The organism is Paenibacillus sp. FSL K6-1558, from assembly GCF_038002565.1.
Lineage (GTDB): Bacteria > Bacillota > Bacilli > Paenibacillales > Paenibacillaceae > Paenibacillus > Paenibacillus polysaccharolyticus.
The window spans coordinates 1,975,858-1,997,362 of the sequence record NZ_JBBOCV010000001.1; the positions used below are offsets into that span (position 1 = coordinate 1,975,858).

16 protein-coding genes are annotated in these 21,505 nt (G+C 46.6%); 5 read left to right on the forward strand and 11 right to left on the reverse strand.

Going from position 1 to position 21,505, the window contains the following annotated elements; genetic code table 11:
* The first annotated feature begins 53 nt into the window (after positions 1 to 53).
* Together MHI38_RS08440 and MHI38_RS08445 are read left to right on the forward strand one after the other, a co-directional pair.
* On the forward strand, positions 54 to 2,126 hold the full coding sequence (locus tag MHI38_RS08440; protein WP_308722860.1) for a methyl-accepting chemotaxis protein: 2,073 nt from the start codon (positions 54 to 56) through the stop codon (positions 2,124 to 2,126).
* A gap of 93 nt (positions 2,127 to 2,219) precedes the next feature.
* Positions 2,220 to 3,404, forward strand: coding sequence for an aminotransferase class I/II-fold pyridoxal phosphate-dependent enzyme (locus MHI38_RS08445; RefSeq protein ID WP_341181155.1), 1,185 nt, complete (start codon positions 2,220 to 2,222; stop codon positions 3,402 to 3,404).
* A 109-nt stretch (positions 3,405 to 3,513) separates the two neighbouring features.
* Here the strand turns inward: MHI38_RS08445 and MHI38_RS08450 are convergent, their stop codons facing one another.
* From MHI38_RS08450 to hcp, 8 genes are all read right to left on the reverse strand, one after another.
* Positions 3,514 to 5,562, reverse strand: a complete 2,049-nt coding sequence (locus MHI38_RS08450; protein ID WP_445667228.1) for an iron ABC transporter permease — start codon at positions 5,560 to 5,562, stop codon at positions 3,514 to 3,516.
* Between the two features lie 2 nt (positions 5,563 to 5,564).
* Complete coding sequence (locus MHI38_RS08455; RefSeq protein WP_308722863.1) at positions 5,565 to 6,566, reverse strand: ABC transporter substrate-binding protein; 1,002 nt, start codon at positions 6,564 to 6,566, stop codon at positions 5,565 to 5,567.
* A 238-nt stretch (positions 6,567 to 6,804) separates the two neighbouring features.
* Entirely contained in the window at positions 6,805 to 7,347 is a 543-nt protein-coding gene (locus tag MHI38_RS08460) for a CueP family metal-binding protein (RefSeq protein ID WP_154983267.1), read from the reverse strand.
* 135 nt (positions 7,348 to 7,482) lie between these two features.
* Positions 7,483 to 7,932 (reverse strand): V4R domain-containing protein, encoded by a 450-nt coding sequence (locus MHI38_RS08465; protein ID WP_308722864.1) that lies wholly within the window; start codon positions 7,930 to 7,932, stop codon positions 7,483 to 7,485.
* Positions 7,933 to 8,186: 254 nt separating this feature from the next.
* Positions 8,187 to 9,218 (reverse strand): NAD(P)/FAD-dependent oxidoreductase, encoded by a 1,032-nt coding sequence (locus MHI38_RS08470; RefSeq protein WP_308722865.1) that lies wholly within the window; start codon positions 9,216 to 9,218, stop codon positions 8,187 to 8,189.
* Complete coding sequence (locus MHI38_RS08475) at positions 9,218 to 10,231, reverse strand: ABC transporter substrate-binding protein (RefSeq protein WP_221790236.1); 1,014 nt, start codon at positions 10,229 to 10,231, stop codon at positions 9,218 to 9,220. Before MHI38_RS08475 ends, MHI38_RS08470 begins: the two co-directional genes overlap by 1 nt.
* 109 nt (positions 10,232 to 10,340) lie before the next feature.
* Positions 10,341 to 11,945 carry a helix-turn-helix domain-containing protein gene (locus MHI38_RS08480; RefSeq protein WP_341181157.1) on the reverse strand — a complete coding sequence of 535 codons (1,605 nt, stop codon included), beginning with the start codon at positions 11,943 to 11,945 and terminating at the stop codon, positions 10,341 to 10,343.
* Positions 11,946 to 12,192: 247 nt separating this feature from the next.
* On the reverse strand, positions 12,193 to 13,485 hold the full coding sequence (gene hcp, locus MHI38_RS08485; protein ID WP_090915103.1) for a hydroxylamine reductase: 1,293 nt from the start codon (positions 13,483 to 13,485) through the stop codon (positions 12,193 to 12,195).
* 406 nt (positions 13,486 to 13,891) lie between these two features.
* Here hcp and MHI38_RS08490 point away from each other — a divergent pair, with 406 nt between their 5' ends.
* Positions 13,892 to 16,543: a cation-translocating P-type ATPase gene (locus MHI38_RS08490; RefSeq protein WP_341181158.1), complete on the forward strand. Its 2,652-nt coding sequence runs from the start codon at positions 13,892 to 13,894 to the stop codon at positions 16,541 to 16,543.
* 140 nt (positions 16,544 to 16,683) lie between these two features.
* Here MHI38_RS08490 and MHI38_RS08495 read toward each other — a convergent pair whose 3' ends face one another.
* Positions 16,684 to 17,070, reverse strand: coding sequence for a VOC family protein (locus MHI38_RS08495; RefSeq protein ID WP_341181159.1), 387 nt, complete (start codon positions 17,068 to 17,070; stop codon positions 16,684 to 16,686).
* Positions 17,071 to 17,268: 198 nt separating this feature from the next.
* Between MHI38_RS08495 and MHI38_RS08500 the strand changes: the two genes are divergently transcribed.
* On the forward strand, positions 17,269 to 18,618 hold the full coding sequence (locus tag MHI38_RS08500; protein ID WP_221790241.1) for an MFS transporter: 1,350 nt from the start codon (positions 17,269 to 17,271) through the stop codon (positions 18,616 to 18,618).
* Positions 18,619 to 18,734: 116 nt separating this feature from the next.
* On the opposite strand, the gene MHI38_RS08505 is transcribed toward MHI38_RS08500, so the two are convergent.
* Positions 18,735 to 19,205, reverse strand: a complete 471-nt coding sequence (locus MHI38_RS08505; protein ID WP_341181160.1) for an SMI1/KNR4 family protein — start codon at positions 19,203 to 19,205, stop codon at positions 18,735 to 18,737.
* Positions 19,206 to 19,230: 25 nt separating this feature from the next.
* Positions 19,231 to 19,890, reverse strand: coding sequence for a DUF2625 family protein (locus MHI38_RS08510; RefSeq protein WP_154888596.1), 660 nt, complete (start codon positions 19,888 to 19,890; stop codon positions 19,231 to 19,233).
* Between the two features lie 111 nt (positions 19,891 to 20,001).
* On the opposite strand from MHI38_RS08510, the gene MHI38_RS08515 reads away from it, so the two are divergent.
* The gene (locus MHI38_RS08515; protein WP_261769227.1) at positions 20,002 to 21,495 is read left to right on the forward strand and encodes a right-handed parallel beta-helix repeat-containing protein; all 1,494 of its coding nucleotides are present in this window, start codon (positions 20,002 to 20,004) and stop codon (positions 21,493 to 21,495) included.
* Positions 21,496 to 21,505: the final 10 nt, after the last annotated feature.

Sequence of the window (21,505 nt, forward strand, 5' to 3'; positions counted from 1 at the left end):
ACATATAACTCAGGAGTTGGGAACTTCTTATTAAGAATCTGGGGAGATGGAATATGTTAAAGACTTTAAAAAGGCGGGGGAAAACAGGAGCTCGTACATCCAGTATGGCGAACACACTGGCTCTTGTGCTACTCATCATTATTGTTGTCGTATTCGCTGTACTCGGAACATTCATGTTCACAAGTACTCGGAACATTCTGGTTCAACAGCAGGAATCCATGCTCCAGACCAAAACACAAGCGATTGTCAGTGAGTTCGATGCCCTATTCAAGGAAAAAGGCTCACTCGTTAAACAAATGTCCACTAATAAATTATTCAGGCAATACATAGAAACAACGAAATCAGCCGCAGAAGCAGCCACTTCTACTTATGCTGCAGAAACAAGGGATACACTGGCCAAGATTGTAGAGGCAGAGCCCTCTTTCAACGATGCTTGGATTGGCGGTATGGATGGTAAAGGCTTCTGGATACAAAATGACGGGGTCGTTTCAGCACCGGATTTCGATATCCAGGCACGACCTTACTACCAACCGGTGAAAGATGCCGATGGACTTTATTTTTCTGATCCGTACATTGACATTTCGGCAGGCAAAGTACTCATGGGTATTTTTTATCCAATCAAGGATGATAACAACAACATGATCGGTTTTGCCGCAGCAGATATTCTGTTTAGTAACATCCCGAGTATTATGGAGAGTTACTCTCTGGGTAGCACCGGGTATTCCATATTGTTATCCAAGAGTGGGGATATTCTGTATCATCCGGACGAGAGTAAAGTTCTGAAGGAAAATATCAAGAACACTACAGGTGATATGGGAGAAGTCGGTAAAAAAATGATCGCTGGTGAATCCGGTATACAGCTGATCAACGACAATGGGGAACGTCGTTACGTCGGGTATGCAACCAGTAAAGACACGGGATGGTCCGTAGGTCTGACTATTACGGAGAAAGAAGTTTTAGCAGAACTCAGAACATTCACCTGGATTACCCTTGGCGGTTTTGCTGCAGCTGCAATTCTTTTGGTCATTATCAGTTATATTACGCTTCGTCGTCTATTGCGCACCATCCCGCAGCTACTTAGTAAGATCAAACAGATTGAGCAAGGTGATTTAACCGTTGAACTGGAGATCAAATCCAATAATGAGATTGGGCAAATTGCGACTGGCCTGAACTCCATGGTGAAGAAGATTCAAGACATGTTGAAGATTGTTGGCAATTCTGCTCAAGTGCTGAATCATTCATCCAATGACTTGCAGTCGATATCCTCCAGAACCGCTGTAACCATGAACGATACATCTACGGCGATCAATGAGATCGCGAATGCAACCAATTATCAGTCGATTGAAACGGAGAACATTTTACGTAAAACAGGCTCATTATCAAGCCAAATTGATGAAATTGCCGCTGATGCACAAGCGATGGGGTCTATGGTGCAAACCTCTGTTGATCAAAGCGGCCAAGGACTTGCGGTTGTGGAGCAACTGTCCAAATGGTCCGCGGAGAACCACAGTTCCACTCAATCCATCTCTTCCATTATTCAAGAGATCGATCAGAGCCGGAATGAGATTTCCAGTTTTGTAGATACGGTAAAACAAATTGCTTCTCAGACCAATTTGCTTGCGCTTAACGCTTCTATTGAAGCTGCACGCGCCGGGGAACATGGCCGAGGATTCGCTGTCGTTGCAGAAGAAGTTCGCAAACTGGCAGAACAAACGGCTCAGGCTACAGAGGAGATTAACAAAAAAGTAAGTGTCATCGAAGAGAAAACATCCTTGTCTGTAGAACACACGATGCGAGGAATGAAAATTGCCGAAGAGAATACCAAGTCTGTAGAAGATACCAAGCAGGTGTTCTACAACATCAATAAAGATTTGGAAGAACTGAAGCTGCGTATGGCACAGATCACGAACAGCACCTCTAGTGTGCATCAGCACAAAGATGAGATTTTTCAGGCGCTGGAGATTATCTCCTCCACTACTGAAGAGAACTCTGCCTCCACGGAAGAAGTTAGCGCAAGCACACAGGAACAACTGGAAAGTATTCAACAAGTGGCCGATCTGTCCAATCAGTTGAATCAACTATCTGCTAAACTGCAGGAAGAATTGAGTCATTTTAAAGTGGAATAAGCTGTACTCCCCTCCTGCTCTTCTCTTTTGTACGCGATCCATTTATTATTAAATACATGCGTACGAAGAGCACTGGAGGCTGATGGACTTATCATGAGATTTGCAAAACGAATGGATCACTTTAGTGAAGGCATCTTCACCAAATTGCTGGACATAAAGCGCCGCCGGCTGGACAACGGGCAACCTGTCATCGATCTTAGCGTCGGAACACCCAATATCCCGCCGGCTCCGCACATTATGAAAGCACTCGGTGAAGCCGCCGCTGATCCGGCCAATTACATCTATGCTGTAAACGACCAGAAGGAACTTCTTCAGGCGGCAAGTGACTGGTACAGGCAGCGATATCAAGTCGAGTTGAACCCGGCGACAGAAATCTGCTCGCTACTCGGCTCGCAGGAAGGACTTGCGCACATCTCTCTCTCGATTGTCGATGAAGGTGATCTGGTTCTTGTACCTGATCCCTGTTATCCGGTGTTTGCAGATGGCCCCCTTCTGGCTGGGGCTGAGCTATATTATATGCCGCAAAAAGAGGAACACAACTATGTTATCCAATTGCAGGACATCCCGGAATCCGTGGCTGAACGAGCTAAATTTATGCTTGTATCCTACCCGAACAATCCAACAACTGCGATGGCTCCAGATTCTTTTTATGAGGATTTGATCGCTTTTGCCAAGAAATACGATATTATCGTATTACATGATAACGCGTATAGCGAGCTTGTGTTTGACCAACAAACATGCGGTAGTTTTCTGACCTTTCCCGGTGCCATGGATGTAGGCATTGAATTCAACTCCCTGTCCAAAACGTATGGGCTAGCGGGAGCACGAATCGGTTTTTGTATGGGGAATTCGGCAGTTGTTTCCATGCTTAAAAAGCTGAAATCCAATATGGATTACGGTATGTTTATCCCGATTCAGAAGGCAGCAATAGCGGCCATTTCAGGTGACCAAAGTGATGTAGCGCGAGTAAGATCCATCTATAAAGAACGACGGGACATGCTCTGCGAAGGTTTTGCCAAATTAGGATGGCCGATCAGCAAACCCGAAGCTACAATGTTCATCTGGACACGAATCCCGGCACATTATGACACCTCAGAGCAATTTGCCACCGATCTCGTCACACGGGCAGGTGTCATTGTTACACCAGGCAGTGCCTTTGGTCCTTCAGGTGAAGGATACGTCAGACTTGCTCTCGTTCAGGATATGGATCAACTGCAACAAGCTCTTCACTACGTAGAAGCGAGCGGTATGTTGATTCCTGAAGAGTTAAGCAGGTAGATTGTAGTTTTTAGGATGTAGTGTGGCATGTAATACAGATTTGTTTTGAAACAAAAGTAAAAGCACCAAACCCTTCTGATTCGGGTTTGGTGCTTTTTTACTTCAACCTTTACTTCACTGCTTTGCGCCAGTTCGATCGGTACATCAGATACAGGAAGTAAGGTGTACCGATGATCGCAATGAGAATGCCTGACGGTATTTCCGTTGGCGCCATCACCGTTCTGCCAATCGTATCTGCGAGCACCAGCATCACGGCTCCAGCCAGCGCGGACAGAAACATCGACTGTCTCAGTTTATGTCCTGTCAGCAGCCGAACCATATGTGGTGCAATCAGGCCGATAAATCCAACTGTTCCAACACAAGCGACCGCACCAGCCGCGAGCAGTACTCCTACAGTCATTGCCAGCAAGCGAGTACGACGTACATTCATCCCAAGCCCGGAAGCGCTATTGTCGTCAAAGACAAGCAGTTCAAACTTGCGAGCAAGCCACCAGGCCACTGGCACCAGAATGAGCAGGAATATACCGATTACTTTGACCTGGTCCCATGTACGGGCATATGTGCTACCTGTCAGCCAGATATAACCACTGCTACCGTAAACGGCACCGCGTACGATCAGAATCTGTATACCTGCGCCAGCAATGGCCGACATGGCAATGCCCAGCAATACAACGGCGGAAGGATTCAATCCTTTTTTCCAAGAAAGCGAGAATACAACCGCAGCGGCAATAGCGGCACCTGCAATGGCTGCAAGAGGCAACACATACATTGGCAGTCCAGGCCATAGAATGAACACCATCATGGCACCAAGTCCCGCACCGGAAGATACACCTACAATCGATGCATCAGCGAGTGGATTACGTACAGCCATCTGGATCAACACCCCGCTGATGGCGAGAGCCGCCCCTGCTCCTGCAGCCACCAAGGTACGAGGGATTCGAAGCTGTACAATTCCAGAGAATAACCCATCCGATTGAAATAAACTCGGTAGCAGGTCGGCTAGTGGAATACGCATTCCACCGAACATCGTACTGAGCAGCAGCAATATAATCGTAATGGCAGAAAACAGAATAGCGATAGGTGTAAAGGCAAAACGCCGTACTCGCCCACCCGTACTCATCGATGTCGTCATGCCAGCACCATTTCCTGTTTTCATGCGAGTCAGCACCAGCCAGATCAGCCAAGGTGCACCAATGATCGCCATCACAGCACCGGTTGGCAATTCCATACTGGAGTTATGTATCATCTTGGCAATGACATCTGCCCCCACCAGCAACGCTGCCCCCCAGATGAATACACCCGGAATTAAAAGCCGATTGGAGCGAACTCCACTCAGACGAACCAAATGTGGAGCAACCAGACCTACAAAGCCGATAGGCCCAATTACACTGACGATTACGGCAGCCAGAATAACGGCAATGATCAGCCCACCTGTTCGAGCAAGTCCAACTCTCTGACCCAAAGAAGAGGCGGTTGATTCATCCAACTCCAACATATCCCACTGTTTGGACAGAATAAGCGCAAGCAGCGTTACTCCCGTAACCCAAGGCCAGACATAGTTCACACCTGTCCAATCATTCTGGACTAGGGTCCCTGAACCCCATAGGAATAAGCCCTGAGTTTCCATTGAGAAAAAAATATGCAAGGCACTTGTAAATGAACCTAGCACCATGGACACGATCATACCCGATAACGCTAGTCGTACCGGCGTTGACGTACGTCCACCGCCCATAAAATAAGCTGCGAATGCTGCAAGCAGACCTCCCATGGCGGCAAAAAGAAACGGGGACTGGCTGAGTACATTTGGAAATAGAATAACCCCAAGCACTACAACAAAATACGCTCCGGCATTAATCCCGAGTGTATCCGAAGCCGCAAGCGGGTTACGAGTGATCGTCTGTAGCAATGCACCGGCAACAGCCAGTGCACCTCCTGCAAGAATACCAATTACGGTGCGCGGCATACGCAGATCCCATACCATGTTATGTTCGAGTGTGTCTTGTCTGTTTGTAAGCGCGCCCCAAACGTCATGCAACGAAATTGCTGCCTCACCATAACACAGACTTACAAAAAAAAGCACGATAAGGGCGGTTAGACCGCCCCCATAGATGCTTATCATTCGCCAGTTCGTGGCTGGCTTCGTTCCTTGTTGAGTCAGACTCATTTGGTAATCGCCTCAACCACGCCGTCTACCAATACCTTGGAAGAAATCGGGCCGCCAAATGTCCATGTCGTACTTCCCAGTTGATAGATGCGCTTTTCCTTCACAAAGTTCAGACCTTTCCAAACGGAATTATCTTTCATCGCTGTACCAAATACATCATCGTCTGGCTGTGTAATATAGATAAAATTGCTATCTTGCACTGTCGATAAAGATTCAATCCCGACTGTAGAGAAACCGTAATTTTCAAGTTTATCCGGCTGCCAGTCATTCACCATGCCGATTTTGTTCAACGTACCCACTACAACCGAGTTGTCACTGAACATGCGCAGGGAAGCTGCATTTTGATACGTGAATGCCTGTGTTAGTGCAAAGTGGAAGTTTTCTTTCCCGGCAGCTGCCAGCTTTTCTTTGGCTTCTGCATAATGCTGATCCAAGTTGCTGAGCACTTCTTTTGCTTTATCTTCTTTGCCCAAAGCAGTTGCAATTGTATTAAAAATGGTCGTCATCTTGTCATAGTTATAACCATCACCGTTATATGGATCAAACTCCAGTGTTGGAGCAATAGCTTTCAACTGTTCATACACATTCGAATTGTTGTCTGCGTTGGCGATGATGAGATCCGGCTTGAGTGCTGCAATAGCCTCCATATTCGGCTCGCTACGTGTTCCGATATCCGTAACACTGTCATCCAGAGCAGCTTGGTCCGTTACGTACACTTTATAGTTGGCATTATCTGCATTACCGACAGGCTGAACTCCTAGAGCAACAACATCCTCCGTATATGTCCATTCCAATGTCACGACACGTTTAGCCGGCTTGTCCAATGTAAATTCCCCACGATTATCTTGGACAGTAACCGGTCCAGCAGACTCTTCAGCAGGAGCACCGCCCGAAACCGTATTTTTAGTTGGTTCTGTTGTTGTGGCATTTTTACCACATCCCGTCAGAACTAAAACAAATGCCATCATGATGAATAGTGCATGTAACCCTTTTTTCATATCTCTAATCTCCTCTATGTTTGTATGTATTTATATGATAACAATTATCATTATCACCCATGCTATTCTTTTTTGTCAACGTTGCCTCATAATTTTCACATTCTTTAATGACATCAAAAAAAGGAAAGACATGCCATGTAGGCCAGCCTTTCCTTGTCTTTATCGTATCTTTATAACCTTAGTTCTTATGTTGATCTGCCTATTCTTGGCTTGATACTTGTTAGGGTTGAACCTCAGCTTAGATTAACTGCATTGTCGTAATGCAGGTCTGATCCGTTTTGTATGTAGATAATTGTGTTTCAGCCACCTTTCCGCCGTGAACAATACGGATTGAATACGTTCTATCACGTGGTACCCACAAATCCATAAATCCATTGGCACCGGACTTCAACACTTCATCTTTCATCAAGGTGTTGCCTTCGGAATCATGTATCGTCACACGGAATGGTTCATTTGCCATCTCTCCTTGGCAACCCGTTAAACTATGAATCTCACAAGGATGCGTCTGCTCTACATAAGGAGCAATGGAGAGGAAAAACTCATCTTCGGGCAAATCGTAGGACGTTTCCTGGTTTCCTGAATCTGTCACGGTTAACGTTGTCGCACTGATTGAAGCAGACTGCGGTGTTTCTCGGCCTGTACTGATATCTTCAACCAGCTTTCGGATATCCGGTGCATCCGCCTGTTCGGTCTTCTTTTGGCCTGCCGTATTGGCGATCAAGTATGTTCCGAGTACGATTACAAGTGCCACACTGGCAATAATCCATAACGATTTTTTCATTTGGCACCCCCTTTCTTATTGCTTTAATTATATAAGAAAAGGAGATATCCCGGACGAATTCAATAGATCATTTCACCATATATTCACATTTTTGGTTCTTTGATTGAGCCATCTTGAAATAATTATATCATGTAATTACAGCTTGATCTCGTATTCGCAATGTTCATGACCGCTTACGTTACACTTGGTTTCTTTTACTGTCACTCTTCGTTTCATCATCTTAGTCAGTGCCCCTTCGAGAATTGCCCCCTCCAGATCACATACCATTTTCTCATCTTCAAGTGTAGGCAGTCCTTTACAGAAACAGTCATCCACGGCAACAATGATCTTATGCTCATTTCTTTCTATTACCCGAGGAATACCAATCCGCAGTTTTTCAAACATTTGCAATAATTCCTCGACCGTATGTACAGGCAGATTCTCTCCAATTTTACGTCCAATGGTAAGTGTGGTACCTTTGCCGCCCATCGGCAAACCCTGATTTAATCCAATTAACCGAATCGTACGGAACAGTTCCAGCGGCACCATATTTCCCAGCTTTTCACGATTCATCTTTCTCATATCCTCAAATGTATATTCCAACATCGTTGCGCCCCCCCATGGATGATTTATAATTCCATAATGACAGAAAAATATTTCCCTTTCCTTGATTCCAATCAATAAAACAGGCGATTCGCCTAATCTTGCAATCCCGCATTTAACTTGCCAATATAACTTGAAATATAACAAAAAAACCTTGCCAGCCACACCAAGAACTTCTCGGGTGGCTGGCAAGGATATTGACTTTCATCCTATGAACCTCGCACTCTCTCCTATTCCTGACAGACACATAGGACTGTCTATCTGTTGGTAATAGCTTTGTTTTTCTCAAAGAACCGGGCATTATGAGAAGACACACCCGCCATATCGGATGCTGCAGGTTCCAGATACATCTTGGCACTGTTAACTGCAAGCACTGCATCGTTAAAGGCTCCTGCGATCAGTCGCACTTTGCTTCCATAAGTGATAAAATCACCGGCTCCAAACACACCTGGAATGCTGGTACGCATGCGCGCATCAACGCTCACCCCATAATCTTCACGTTCGAGTCCCCACTTTACAAGATTGCCGAAGTCGCGATCATACCCATGACTCACGATAACTTCATCCATGCCCAGCTGTTTCAATTCCCCAGTCTCCATATGTTTGAGTTCAACACGGTTTATCCGGTCACCCGCACCGTATAAATGAGATATCCCATAGGGCGTAAAGACCTGAGCATGAGCTTTCATCTGGGCGACTGGCGTTTCATGTGCAGTGAACTCATGCCGCCGGTGTACCACAACCACTTCATTCGCAATTTTGGCTATTTCATTGGCCCAATCAATGGCAGAATCGCCACCTCCCGAGATCAGAACCCGTTTGCCGATAAAACGGGAAACGTCTGTAACCGTGTAATGCAGATTGGTTAGTTCATAACGGTTCGCACCCTCAATGTCCAGCTTTTGAACCTGTGTCATTCCCCGACCTGCACATAAAAGGATGGTGCGTGTGTAATGTTGCTCTCCCGTCTTGGTTGTCAGCACGAATACACCATCTTCACGCCGATGCATCTGATCAATCTGTTGGCCGAATACAATAGTGGGGTCGAATGTTCTCGCTTGTACCTCCAAAGATTCAATCAATTTCTCACAACGTACAGGCTCGATTCCCCCCACATCCCAGATTAACTTCTCTGGATAGGTACGCATAAATCCGCCGAGTTCCTGTTTGGCTTCAATGATTTTAGTACGCATGGCTCTCATTCCGCTGTAGAATGCAGAGTACATTCCAGCAGGCCCACCGCCTACGATCGTAATATCATAAATGTCCAGTTGCTTCTCTGTATTCATTAAGGCACCAACTTTCCAACAACATAGTCCATTAATTTAACCGAACCTATCGGGCCCACACCGGATACAAATTCACTGGTTTTCAGTGGGAAAACATGATCATTCTTTACTGCCTTCAGATTCGCCCACACCTGGCTTGCTTTCAGATCTTCCATGGATTTCTTCGTGTCATAACCTACGAGGGTTCTGTCTTCCAAGAAGATATAATCCGGATTCAACTCAGGCAAAAATTCCAGAGAGAACTGACTGAACCAATCTGTAGAGTCTTTAATGGCCTCCGGGCTGTTTAAACCGAGGGTTTCATAGAAAAAGACACTGCTGCTTCCCCCTTTGGGACCCATGAAACGGTAACGATTGTGCTCCACACGCAGAACTAATACCGTCTTGTCCCCCAGAGCAGTTGCAATCTTATCTTTGGCCTGTGCAGCCTTCTCTTCAAATTCGGCCAGTACCTTAGCAGATTCCTCAGTCTTGTCGAAGATGGCCGCTAATTTGGGCATCGCCCGCTCCATTTCACTATTGGCATCCAGTGCCACAGTCGGAGCGATTTTGGATAATTCGTCGTATACGCCCTGTTCCATACCCTCGCCGGCTGTAAGAATCATATCCGGAGATAATGCAAGCAACTGCTCATAATTGTATTGATATTGTTCTACTTCTATCGTCTGAACACCGTGTTCTTTAAAATAGGCGGGTCGATATTCCGCTTCGACTTCTGGCGTGTACAATACGATCTGTGGTGTAACTCCCATCTCAATTAAATACTCGGCATAGATCGAATCAAACACAACCAGATTTTGAGGATGGGCAGGGATGGTCACCTCTCCAAACTGATCCTTCACCACTTTGGTTTCACTGTTATTCGGTTCAACTTTTGTTGTACTTGTTGCTTCCTCACTCTGAGTTCCTGATATACCCGCTGTTGTCTCCTCTTTGGTTCCGCTGGAACATGCCGCCAGCAAAATGCAGATCACCACCAGCATGATACCGAATCCTCTAAAACTTCGTAACATTATGCTTCGCCCCTTATATTTATTGATAATGATAATTATTATCAAATACTATCAAATAAGAAGTGTTGCATCCATAGCTTATCGTGCGTATTCAGATGGATTATTGTGCTCATTCTGATACGGTATCTACCAGATTGCTGATCATCTGATTTAGAATCAAATTTTGGCCCGTGATGCCATGACCGTCGACCCATAGATGAGTATCGATGTAGAATACCCGCTTGTTTTTTACCGCTTTCAGTTCATTCCATTGAGAACTCTCCACCAGTTTTCTCATATTCTCGTCCGCACTGAAATGTTGCATCATTCGTTTCTCAACAAACAGATAATCCGGATTGGCCTTTACCAACAAGTCAAGTGAGCAAGGATTGAACCAGGCTGTACCTTGTTCCAGTGCTTGCGGAATTGCTAATCCGAGCTGATTATATATCAACTGTGATATTCCGTATGAGTGCCCACCCAAATAACGGTAACCAAAAGCTTCTACCCTTAGCAGCATAACTGTCGAGGCGGATTGAATGATGGGTTGCAACTTCTGTTGTGCTACGCTAAGTTGTTGTTTCAATTGTAACTGAATTCCTTGGGCTTCTTCTTCCTTATGGAACCAAGCTGCCAATTGATAGAGCAAAGGCTCTATGTTCTGATGAAGTCCTGTCAAAAGTGGTGCAATTGTGCGCAGTTTTCTTTTAATCTCTTCTGTCATACTATTGCTCACAATAATCTCTGGTTGGACTTGCCTTACAAGTTCCAGATCCATATCATATTGCGTAACCTCAAGCAGTCTCACCCCATGCACGATAAATTGCTCACGTTGATGTGGAGACAACAGGATCTCAGTGACCATAACGGCATATGGAATAACACCCAGATGAATCATCATCTCTGCACAGATTGGGGAAAGCACTACTATTCTACGATGCTTCAAATGTTGTCTATATTGTTTCGGTGATTCCCCTGTTAGTTGTTTGAAGCGACGACTGAAATAATGAGCATCCTCAAACCCGGACTTTTTAGCAATATCCTGTGAGGTGGCTGAAGTTAATAACAGTTCTTCCTGAGCACGATAGATCCGATAATGAGCCAGATAATCCAGGGGCGACTTACCATATTGCTCACTGAATTTGCGGGAATAGTGCCACGGCGTAATGCCTGCGATCTGCGCCAACTGTCCCCTCGTAATCACCTGATCATAATGCTCCCGCATATAATCGATGGAACGGAGTATACCATCTTCCGGTCTCAGTTCGTTATCCCGCTTTTGCTGATAGAGATTATTCAACAGTTCATATAACAAGTGCTGATTTCCAACCCATGGCACCCTCCCCTCACCCGTGTTTTCTTCACTCATATGCTGAATAATGCTAGCCAGACTTCCCCCTGGAAGTTGCACTTTCTGATAGGCTTCCCCCGAGGGTACATGCCAATCGTACTTCTCTACTTCTCTTCCTTCCTCAAATACAGCGTAAGTATCGAACTGAACATGCCATCCTGCCAGATCCATATCTCCTCCGTCAATGACCTCCAGAACCGATTTCTCTTCAAGCGCAATTAATTCTCCAAAGGAGGCGTGAACACGTTGGCCGTTAATACTCCATGTCGCTTTGCCATCCAGAATAAATATCAGGCTGTGACTGGCAAAGTAATGCCGCTCCCCGGTGGATATCCATGTATTGTTTAATGCCTTGGTTGACCTCCACTGAGCAATCCATTCCATATTCTGAGGCATATCCTTATCCTTTCACGATCATACTCCTGAAAAAAGGCTACACGCATGCAGGCCCATTCCTGATCCAACTATTCTATTCGTCATACTCCCCATACACACATCCAACGTTTGAACTCATCCTACCTGAATCGCAATCGCTGTGCAATCCTATGCCGGAATTGGTTCACAACGTCAAAAAAAGCCGTGCAGGAAGCACGACTCTTTTATCCAATCTAACTCATATAGCTAGGTTTAATTAAGACAAAGCCAGCATTGCGTTCATATCTTCTTCTGCTGTTGTGATCAGTTTCAGACCAAACATGTCTACGAGCACATCCAGTACACCTTCTGAAATAAATTCAGGCGGTTTAGGCCCGATCCGGATATCCTGAATGCCAAGGCTGAACAGGCCAAGCAGAATTGCTACCGCTTTTTGCTCAAACCATGACAGCACGATGCTTACAGGAAGCTCGTTCACCGTGCAGCCAAAAGCGTCGGCCAAAGCCATTGCGATTTTCACAGTTGAACCGGAGTTGTTGCATTGACCCAAGTCGATATAGCGCGGAATGCCCGTGTCTCCCACCGTACCGTAATCCACATCATTGAAACGGAACTTGCCGCAAGAGGTAGTGAGAATTACCGTATCATTCGGTAGCGACGTAGCGAGTTCACGGTAATAGTTACCGCCCTTACCCGGTGCGTCACAGCCTGCAATGACAAAGAAACGACGGATATGTCCGTCTTTGACGGCCTGGATAATCTCGGGTGCAAGTCCAATCACGGTCTCATGATGATAACCTGTCGTTAATACTTGCTCGGATTGGATGTTCGCTACTGGCAGTGACAACGCTCGCTCAATAAGAGGTGAGAAATTCTCGCCTTCAATTTTCGTTACTCCTTCGAGACCAGCTACTTCATAAGAGAAGAATCGATCGGCATATGTGCCTTTGATCGGCATAACGCAGTTGGTTGTTGCCAGAATCGCACCCGGGAATTCCTCAAACAGTCTGCGTTGATCGTACCAGGCTTTACCGATATTCCCTTTAAGATGAGCATATTTCTTTAATGCCGGATAACCATGCGCAGGCAGCATTTCGGAATGCGTGTAGATGTTGATGCCTTTGCCTTCTGTCTGACGCAGTAATTCTTCGAGGGCGTACAGATTGTGACCCGTCACGACGATACAATGACCTTCAATCTGATTTTGACTCACCGTGATTGGCTGTGGAATACCAAATCGATCGGTATGCGCACGATCCAATACATCCATGATTCGAATAGCAGCATTACCGACTTTCATCGCCATCTCTAAATGTTCCTGCTGATTAAAGTTTGAGTTCGTAAGCGTCATATATAAAGCTTCGTGTGTGATCCGATCCACCTCAGGATCGGTATAACCAAGCTGCCGTGCGTGTGTTGCGTAAGCCGCAATCCCTTTCAGTGCAAAGATCATCGTATCCTGCAAGCTGGCAATCGTTTCGTTTTTACCACATACCCCAATTACTTTACATCCACCACTCGGTGTCTGTTCACATTGATAACAAAACATATTAATTCCCTCCAAACCAAATGAACTCCTTGTTATGAAATAGCGTAACAGAGCTGGAGGCAGACAATTGTGATATTACACACAGTTTTTCAAACTAACACCCATATTATCCCTTTTGAAACTTATATCAGACTATCATCCATCCAATTACCAGTATGACGACACACTTTGAAACGAGATCGATCTGGCATCAAGGTCCGATCTAAAATCAAAACTTTCATTCCAGTGATGCTGTCTCTACGCATAAGTATCACTGGAAATATGAATAATGACATAGACAACTAATGTCGCCCAAGTTTATCGTCAAACTACATATAAAATGTTGAAAAACAACATCCCTTGGCGATTCTAGATTTTGTCCATCCGGGTAATACACATATAAATCACATGCCGAGGAGCTGGTCGATTGCAACATTACAGGCGCAGTGCAGACGAAGTATTGCAGGAGGTACAAAGTTCCGAGAGAGGTCTTTCCACATCCGAAGCAACGAAAAGATTAGAATCCGTAGGATATAACGAGTTAAAAGGAAAAGATGCAACACCGATCTGGAAACTGTTCCTTGAAAATTTTAAAGATCCGATGGTCATCGTGCTACTCATCGCAGCTGCTGTACAAGTTGTGCTTGGGCATCTGATCGAATCCTTGATCATCTTTCTCGTCATTCTGCTTAACGCTATCATTAGCGTGGTGCAGACCAAGAAAGCGGAAAGCTCACTAGATGCCCTTCGCCAGATGTCAGCCCCCGAGGCCAAGGTCATTCGAGATGGTCAGAAGCAGACGCTTCCTGCACGGGAACTGGTTCCAGGTGATATCGTTCTATTAGATGCAGGGGATTACGTACCGGCAGACGGGCGTATTCTGGAATCCGGCAGTCTCAAAATCAACGAAGGCATGCTGACTGGTGAATCCGAAGCTGCAGAAAAACATGCGGATGTGATTCCGGAAGAGGCTGGAATTGGGGATCGGCGCAATATGGCATTCAGTGGATCGCTAGTTGTATATGGTCGCGGCACGATTGTCATTACAGGTACGGCACTAAAAACCGAAATCGGTAAAATCGCTGAATTGATTGAAAATGCGGAGGCGAAGGAAACACCACTGCAACGCAAACTGGAATCATTCAGCAAAAAACTGGGCTTTTTCATCCTGGGTCTGTCGATTCTTATTTTTGCCATTGAAGCAGGACGGGTGTGGCTGACAGAAGGCACCGAAAATATAGGACCATCACTGATCAATGCGCTGATGTTTGCTGTAGCCGTCGCTGTGGCCGCCATACCTGAAGCTCTCTCGTCCATCGTCACCATTGTACTCTCTCTTGGTACCAGCAAGATGGCCAAGCAACATGCAATTATTCGCAGATTGCCCGCGGTGGAAGCGTTGGGATCGGCCAGCATTATTTGCACGGATAAAACCGGTACACTCACTCAGAATAAAATGACCGTTGTGGATTATTACATTCCCCATGGTACAAAAGACGAGTTTCCCGATGATCCTGCCGAATGGTCGGAAGAAGAACGTCGGTTGTTACATATTGCCGTACTTTGCAATGATTCGAACATCAACCAGGAGGGCAAGGAGCTTGGTGATCCCACCGAAGTTGCACTCATTGCGTTTAGCAACAGCGTGAACAAGGATTACAACGAAATCCGGGATCAGTTTCCACGGGAAGCCGAGCTTCCGTTTGACTCGGACCGCAAGCTCATGAGCACGGTGCATACCTTTGAGGGACAGACTGCTTTGCTGACCAAAGGTGGCCCGGATGTGTTGTTCAGTCGCTGCAGTCATGTATTTATCCATGGTGAAGTACAACCGTTGACTCCTGAGATTCGTACTCAATTCGAAGAAAAAAATGAGGCCTTCTCCAAACGCGCTTTCCGGGTGCTAGCCTACGCTTACAAACGTTTCAATGACAAAAAAGAGGTCACTCCCGAAGACGAATCCGAACTGACATTAGTCGGCCTGACAGCCATGATTGATCCACCGCGTGAAGCGGTTTATGGCTCGATTGAGGAGTCGAAAAAAGCAGGCATTCGCACCATTATGATCACGGGTGACCACAAAACTACAGCTCAGGCTATTGGTATTGATATCGGACTGGCAAACAAAGATGATCTCGCGATCACCGGTGCCGAGCTGGATAAGATGACGGATGAAGAGCTGGATGGGCAGCTGGAGCATATCTCCGTCTATGCACGGGTATCCCCCGAAAATAAAATTCGGATCGTGCGTGCATGGCAGCGCAAAGGTAAAGTTGCAGCCATGACCGGAGATGGCGTCAACGATGCTCCTGCACTGAAACAGGCCGATATCGGCGTAGCCATGGGAAGTGGAACGGATGTCGCCAAAGATGCGGCGGCGATGATCCTGACTGACGATAATTTTGTATCCATTGTGAATGCGGTCAGCGTTGGACGGATGGTATTTGATAATATTAAAAAGGCTATCGCCTATCTGTTCGCCGGAAACCTCGGCGCCATTATCGCCATCCTCTTCGCACTGGTTGTCGGCTGGGTCAATCCATTCACAGCGCTACAGCTGCTGTTTATCAACCTGGTCAACGACTCCTTGCCGGCTATTGCGCTCGGCACGGAGAAGGCTGAACCGGATGTGATGCGACGCGAGCCGCGTGACATTAACGAGGGCATTTTTGCAGGCGGAACGTTGCAGGCTGTTATCACCCGCGGGTTGCTCATCGGCGTTGCCGTAATTGTGTCGCAATATATCGGTCTCGGTATCTCGGAAGAGATGAGTGTTGCGATGGCGTTTACTACACTGATCCTGGCGCGCAGTCTGCAAACCTTCGCGGCACGTTCCAACACCCAGACCATCTTCCAGGTTGGCTTCCTGACCAACAAGCTCGTGCTTGGTTCGATTGTGGTCTGTCTCTGCCTCTATGGCATTACACTGATTCCGGGTGTTCGCAGCATCTTTGCCATTCCTGACACCTTCGGCTGGGATGAGCTCCTGATCGCAGGTGGGCTTGCGCTCGGCGCGGTTATCCTGATGGATGTCATCAAATGGATTCGCAATCGCGGCAAACAAACCACGGCGGCTTAGTTGATACACGATGTATCGTTGTACACCGTTGTAAGCTTTTATAGATTGGATAAACAAACAGCGCCCCTTTTTGGAAGGGCGCCTGTTTGTTTATCCGGGTTATTTTTCATACCATAGATAGATTGATTGGCCAGTACCTTCTACAACCCCTGCTTGATGCCAAAGGCGATCCATCTTCCATCAATATCCTCGATCACAAATTCTTTGTTATTATAATCAGAATGATGGAAGGAACGAACAATCGTTACACCCGCATCGATCAACTCTTGTTCGAGTTCTTCCTGCTGTTTCGTAATGAAATAGGCATCGTATCCGTAGCCATACAGTTCTCTATTCGGAATCACCTTTTGTCCATTGCTTTGGGTTAAAATAATCTCGGTAGAATCACGGTACAGACAGACATGCGGCTCTGCGACATCCAAGTATTCAACGACACGAAATTTTAATTTTTCTTCATAAAATGCAGCCGTTCTCCTCATATCAAGGGTTGGGAACACACTGTGGGACTCTAATAATTCTGGCTTCATAATACTAATCTCCTTCATCCTAATTGTTCTTAAACCTGATTACGCCTGTTATGTAGTCACTCGAATAAATATGACACTATTGCCATATTAACATTGGAGGTGTAAAATAGAATATTGTTTTGTCTCCATCGTATGTAATACTAATGTCAAAGTCTGTTCATATCATACAATAACTTCATACAAGACAGGAATGGTTACGTGAAAGAAAAAATTGTAATGCCACTCTGGACATGTTGTCTGTTCATCGTGGTCATGAACACAACCATGTTTAATGTTTCGTTGCCTGTCATTATCCGTGATCTTCAGATCACTTCTGACCTGGGCTCCTGGGTTATCTCCAGTTATTCTATCGGATATGCCTTGTCTACCGTAATTTACAGCCGCTTGTCTGACCGAATTCCGGTACGTAAGCTGGTCACCGTTGGGCTCTTGATTCTCGGTTGCTCGTCCGTACTTGGTCTGTTCGCACATAACTTTGCCTTGTTGCTCACGACGCGTATTCTGCAATCTGCAGGGGCCGGAGTTATGGCTGGACTCGGTCTGGTCATTGCAAGCCGATACATTCCGGTGGAACGACGTGGTGCAGCTCTGGCTCTCATCTCATCAGGTAGCGCAATGGCTTTTGGTCTTGGTCCCATTGTTGGCGGACTGATCAGCGAGTACATGGGCTGGAACGGATTGTTTGCGATTACGGTGCTGGTGCTACTGGCCCTGCCGGTATTGCTCTATTTTTTACCACGGGAGACCGTGAACAAAGAACAGCCATTTGACCTTACAGGCGCACTACTCACCATTGTTAATGCAACCACCTTGCTGGTAGCCATCACACAGCGGTCATGGATATGGCTTGTCATCGGCATAGTCTCTCTGGCTACTCATATTCTGTATATTCGCAAAGCAAGGTTGCCTTTTGTGAACCCACAGGTATTTCGGACACCGGGTTTCACCAGGCTTATTATCATTGGGTTCTGCGTACTCGTGGTTAATCTCGGAAATCTGTTCCTTATGCCGTTAGTGCTTGCGGATCTGTACCATCGCTCTGCTCTTGCCATCGGTTTGCTCATTGCCCCCGGAGCGATCATCTCGGCATTTTGTACCCGTTATGTCGGTCGCTGGATAGATCGGTATGGCAATATGCGGTTTATGCTGATCGGGCAGTGTATGCTGGCGGCAGTTCTGGTGTTGTTTATGCTTGGACTTGACCAGTCTGCCCTGATCATTACAGGCGGTTACGTGTTCTTCTCGCCAGCACTATCAGCCTCCATGGCCTCCCTGAATAACGAAGCTTCACGTGTACTGCCTAGAAACCAGATTGGTTCTGGCATGGGCTTGTTGCAGCTGATCCAGTTCTTTGGTGGTTCGGTGTCTGTCGCCGTGTGTGGTTTGCTTCTGCACGCCATACCCGGAGTAACGCTACAAGAAGCTTATCATGTAGTATACGGCTGCCTGCTGGTCGTATGTCTCATTTCGCTTGGACTGACGTTATGGCATAGTAAAGCTACTTCAGTTTCGAATCGTGATTTAACCTCTGTACCCTCGGGTCGCTAATGTAGCGTGCTCCTGTCGTCGGAGTGTACCGCTAAAATTACAAGTTCAACTTATGTAAAAAAGGCTCGCACCTGTTTGCGAGCCTTTTGCTTCTTTTGCTTTCTCCAATACAAACCCTACGCTTGTGATGACCGTAACTGGAGAAGGGCCGCAAATGACTGGAAATGAGCAGCAAGCGGCTTCACATTTTCCTCCATCAGCTGCTGTGCCTCTTCCATCGTCTCGGCTTCACTCTCCGCATCTTCACGAACCATCGCCAGTTCATGTTCCATCACCAGCACGGAGGGCACCTCTTCGTTCTCACGATAATCGAGCAAATAGTTGTTGCCGCTGCTGACACTCCACGCAATCGGAATAATTCGCCGCGGATCAGGATTGACTTCATCCACCAACGCAGCATTATTGGCAATAAACTGATCATCCAGTACATGAAAACGAATGTCCCAATCTTCCGTCTCTGTGCCCTGGATCAGATCAAAGGAAGCATCGCCGTGTAGCTGAATAAAGTCCAGATAGTCCTGTGGAAAAACAATACCATAATGAGACTGAATACGCGTCACACTTGCACGATCATTCTGCTCATTCATCCCTATTCGCCCTCTCTCAGCTTGATCAGTTTTTCGCTTCAAGTGCCGCTTTCCAAGCTTCAGCAATATCAACTGGCGTTTTGCTGCTTTTCTTTCCGCTACCTTCCTTCGTCCAGAGCGGAGGAAAATAAGCAAACACTTGGCCTTTGTTCAGTTGCGCCATCTCTTCCTGCCAGCCTTTCCAGCGAAACGTTTCGTAAAATAATTGCAGATCACCCTCAGCCAGCCAAGTCATAAACTCGGAGTACGAGAGCTCTGTTGATTCCCACTCCAAGGCATCCGGTGCAAAATAATAAATCTGTCCCGAGCCATCGAACTTCCCGGTATCCAGAGCAAAAAAGCCTCCTGCCACATCATAGGCCACGACCATCATGCCCGGCAATGCCTCTACAGCAGGTTCAGCACTCAAGCCATTCCAGCTGGCCAGACTGCCATATACACTCTCACCGCCTGCGCCCAGCAACGTAATCCATCCATAATCCACCACCATGCCCTCCGTCTCATAGGCGACAGCCCCCAGATAGGAACGCGTGCTCACTTGGAGCTGGTGCAGCGTATTCTTGCCCATCTCCGGCTTTGCCGGAACATAGGTATATGTATTCTCCCCCTGATCCATAAGCGCTTTGAGCTCCGGCCAGGCGTGATTTTCCTGATCCATTAATTCATCAGCAGACAGATTATTCATCATTCCACAACTCCTCTCCATTTCATGACTTTTCCAAGCATATCATGGCTTATTCTACCATTCAAATCTGATATAATTAGCTTTCAGATTGTAATTAAAGGAGGAATATCCTTGTTTCGTTTCATCCTGCTCCCTGCTCTAATCCTCACGTTGTTCACATCTTCGGGCTGCCAGGATCGAGCCTTCTCTATTCCTCAACAACCAGATGTCCGAACCGAAACGAATGATCAGACCATCTATTATATTTCACCACAGGGAAACGATAAGAATCCCGGAACCGTCCATTCTCCATGGAAGACGATTCAGTATGCAGCGGATCATGCTTCTCCCGGTAGTACGATCTATCTGCGCCAAGGCGTCTACCCCCAGAAAGTCAAAATAACCCGTAGCGGGCTTTCTTCAGGCAAACCTACGCTAATCTCCAGTTATCCTGGAGAGAAAGCAATTCTCGATGGCAAGAAATTATCTGTACGCGGCGTCGAAGGCATGGTCGAACTGGACAATGTCAGCCATGTTACGATCTCAAATCTGGAGATTCGTGGCTTCTCCACCACTCAGACGGGACAAGTCCCTGTCGGCATTTATGTACATGGAGCAGGGGAGAACGTGCAGCTTCTCGGCAACCAAATTCATGCCATAGCTAGCCGGGCAACGCCAAAAGGCGATGAACTGCAAGGCAGAGATGCACACGGAATCGCCATCTATGGCACAGAGCATCCACAGGCCCTACGCGATATCATCATTAAAGATAACGAATTATATGACCTCGTGTTAGGTTCCAGCGAATCACTTGCGGTTAACGGCAATGTTGACACCTTCGCCATTATAAACAATACCATCCATGATACGGACAACATCGGTATTGATCTGATTGGATATGAGGGCATTTCAGAGGATGACACGTATGATCGGGCGAGAAACGGCATCGTTCGCGGCAACACCATCTACAACATCACATCAACCCGCAATCCATCTTACGGGCTTCCACTTCCGAATAAAAGTAATTCGGCCGGAGCGATCTATGTAGACGGCGGCACCCATCATATCATCGATCGCAACAAAGTATACCGGAATGATATCGGAATCGAGATAGCTTCGGAGCACGCCGGTCGTTCCACCAGCAACATCACCGTTCGTGATAACCTGATCTATGCCAATCGACTAACCGGTATTGCTATAGGAGGTTATGACGAAGAGCGGGGCGCAACGGAAAACAGCCAGATCATGTACAATACACTCGCACACAATGATACGTTAAACGCAGGCAATGGACAGCTCCTGATCCAGTCACATACCCAAAATAACACCTTCACCCGTAATATTGTTGCCGCTGGCAGCTCAGACGTGTTGATCTACAACGAGTACACAAGCAATACAGGCAATGTGTTCGACCACAACCTTTATTACGTTAACGGCGAGGCGCAGGAGGCCCTTTGGGTTTGGAAAAATAAAAGCTATTCCGGTGTTACAGCGTACCAACAAGGAACAGGCAATGACACACATTCACGCTACGTCAATCCAGCGTTTGTGAACAGCTCAAAGGGAGATTATCGCCTGCAAACAGGCTCTCCAGCCAAAGCTTACGGCTATCTGGCCCCGAGATAGACGTTGTCTT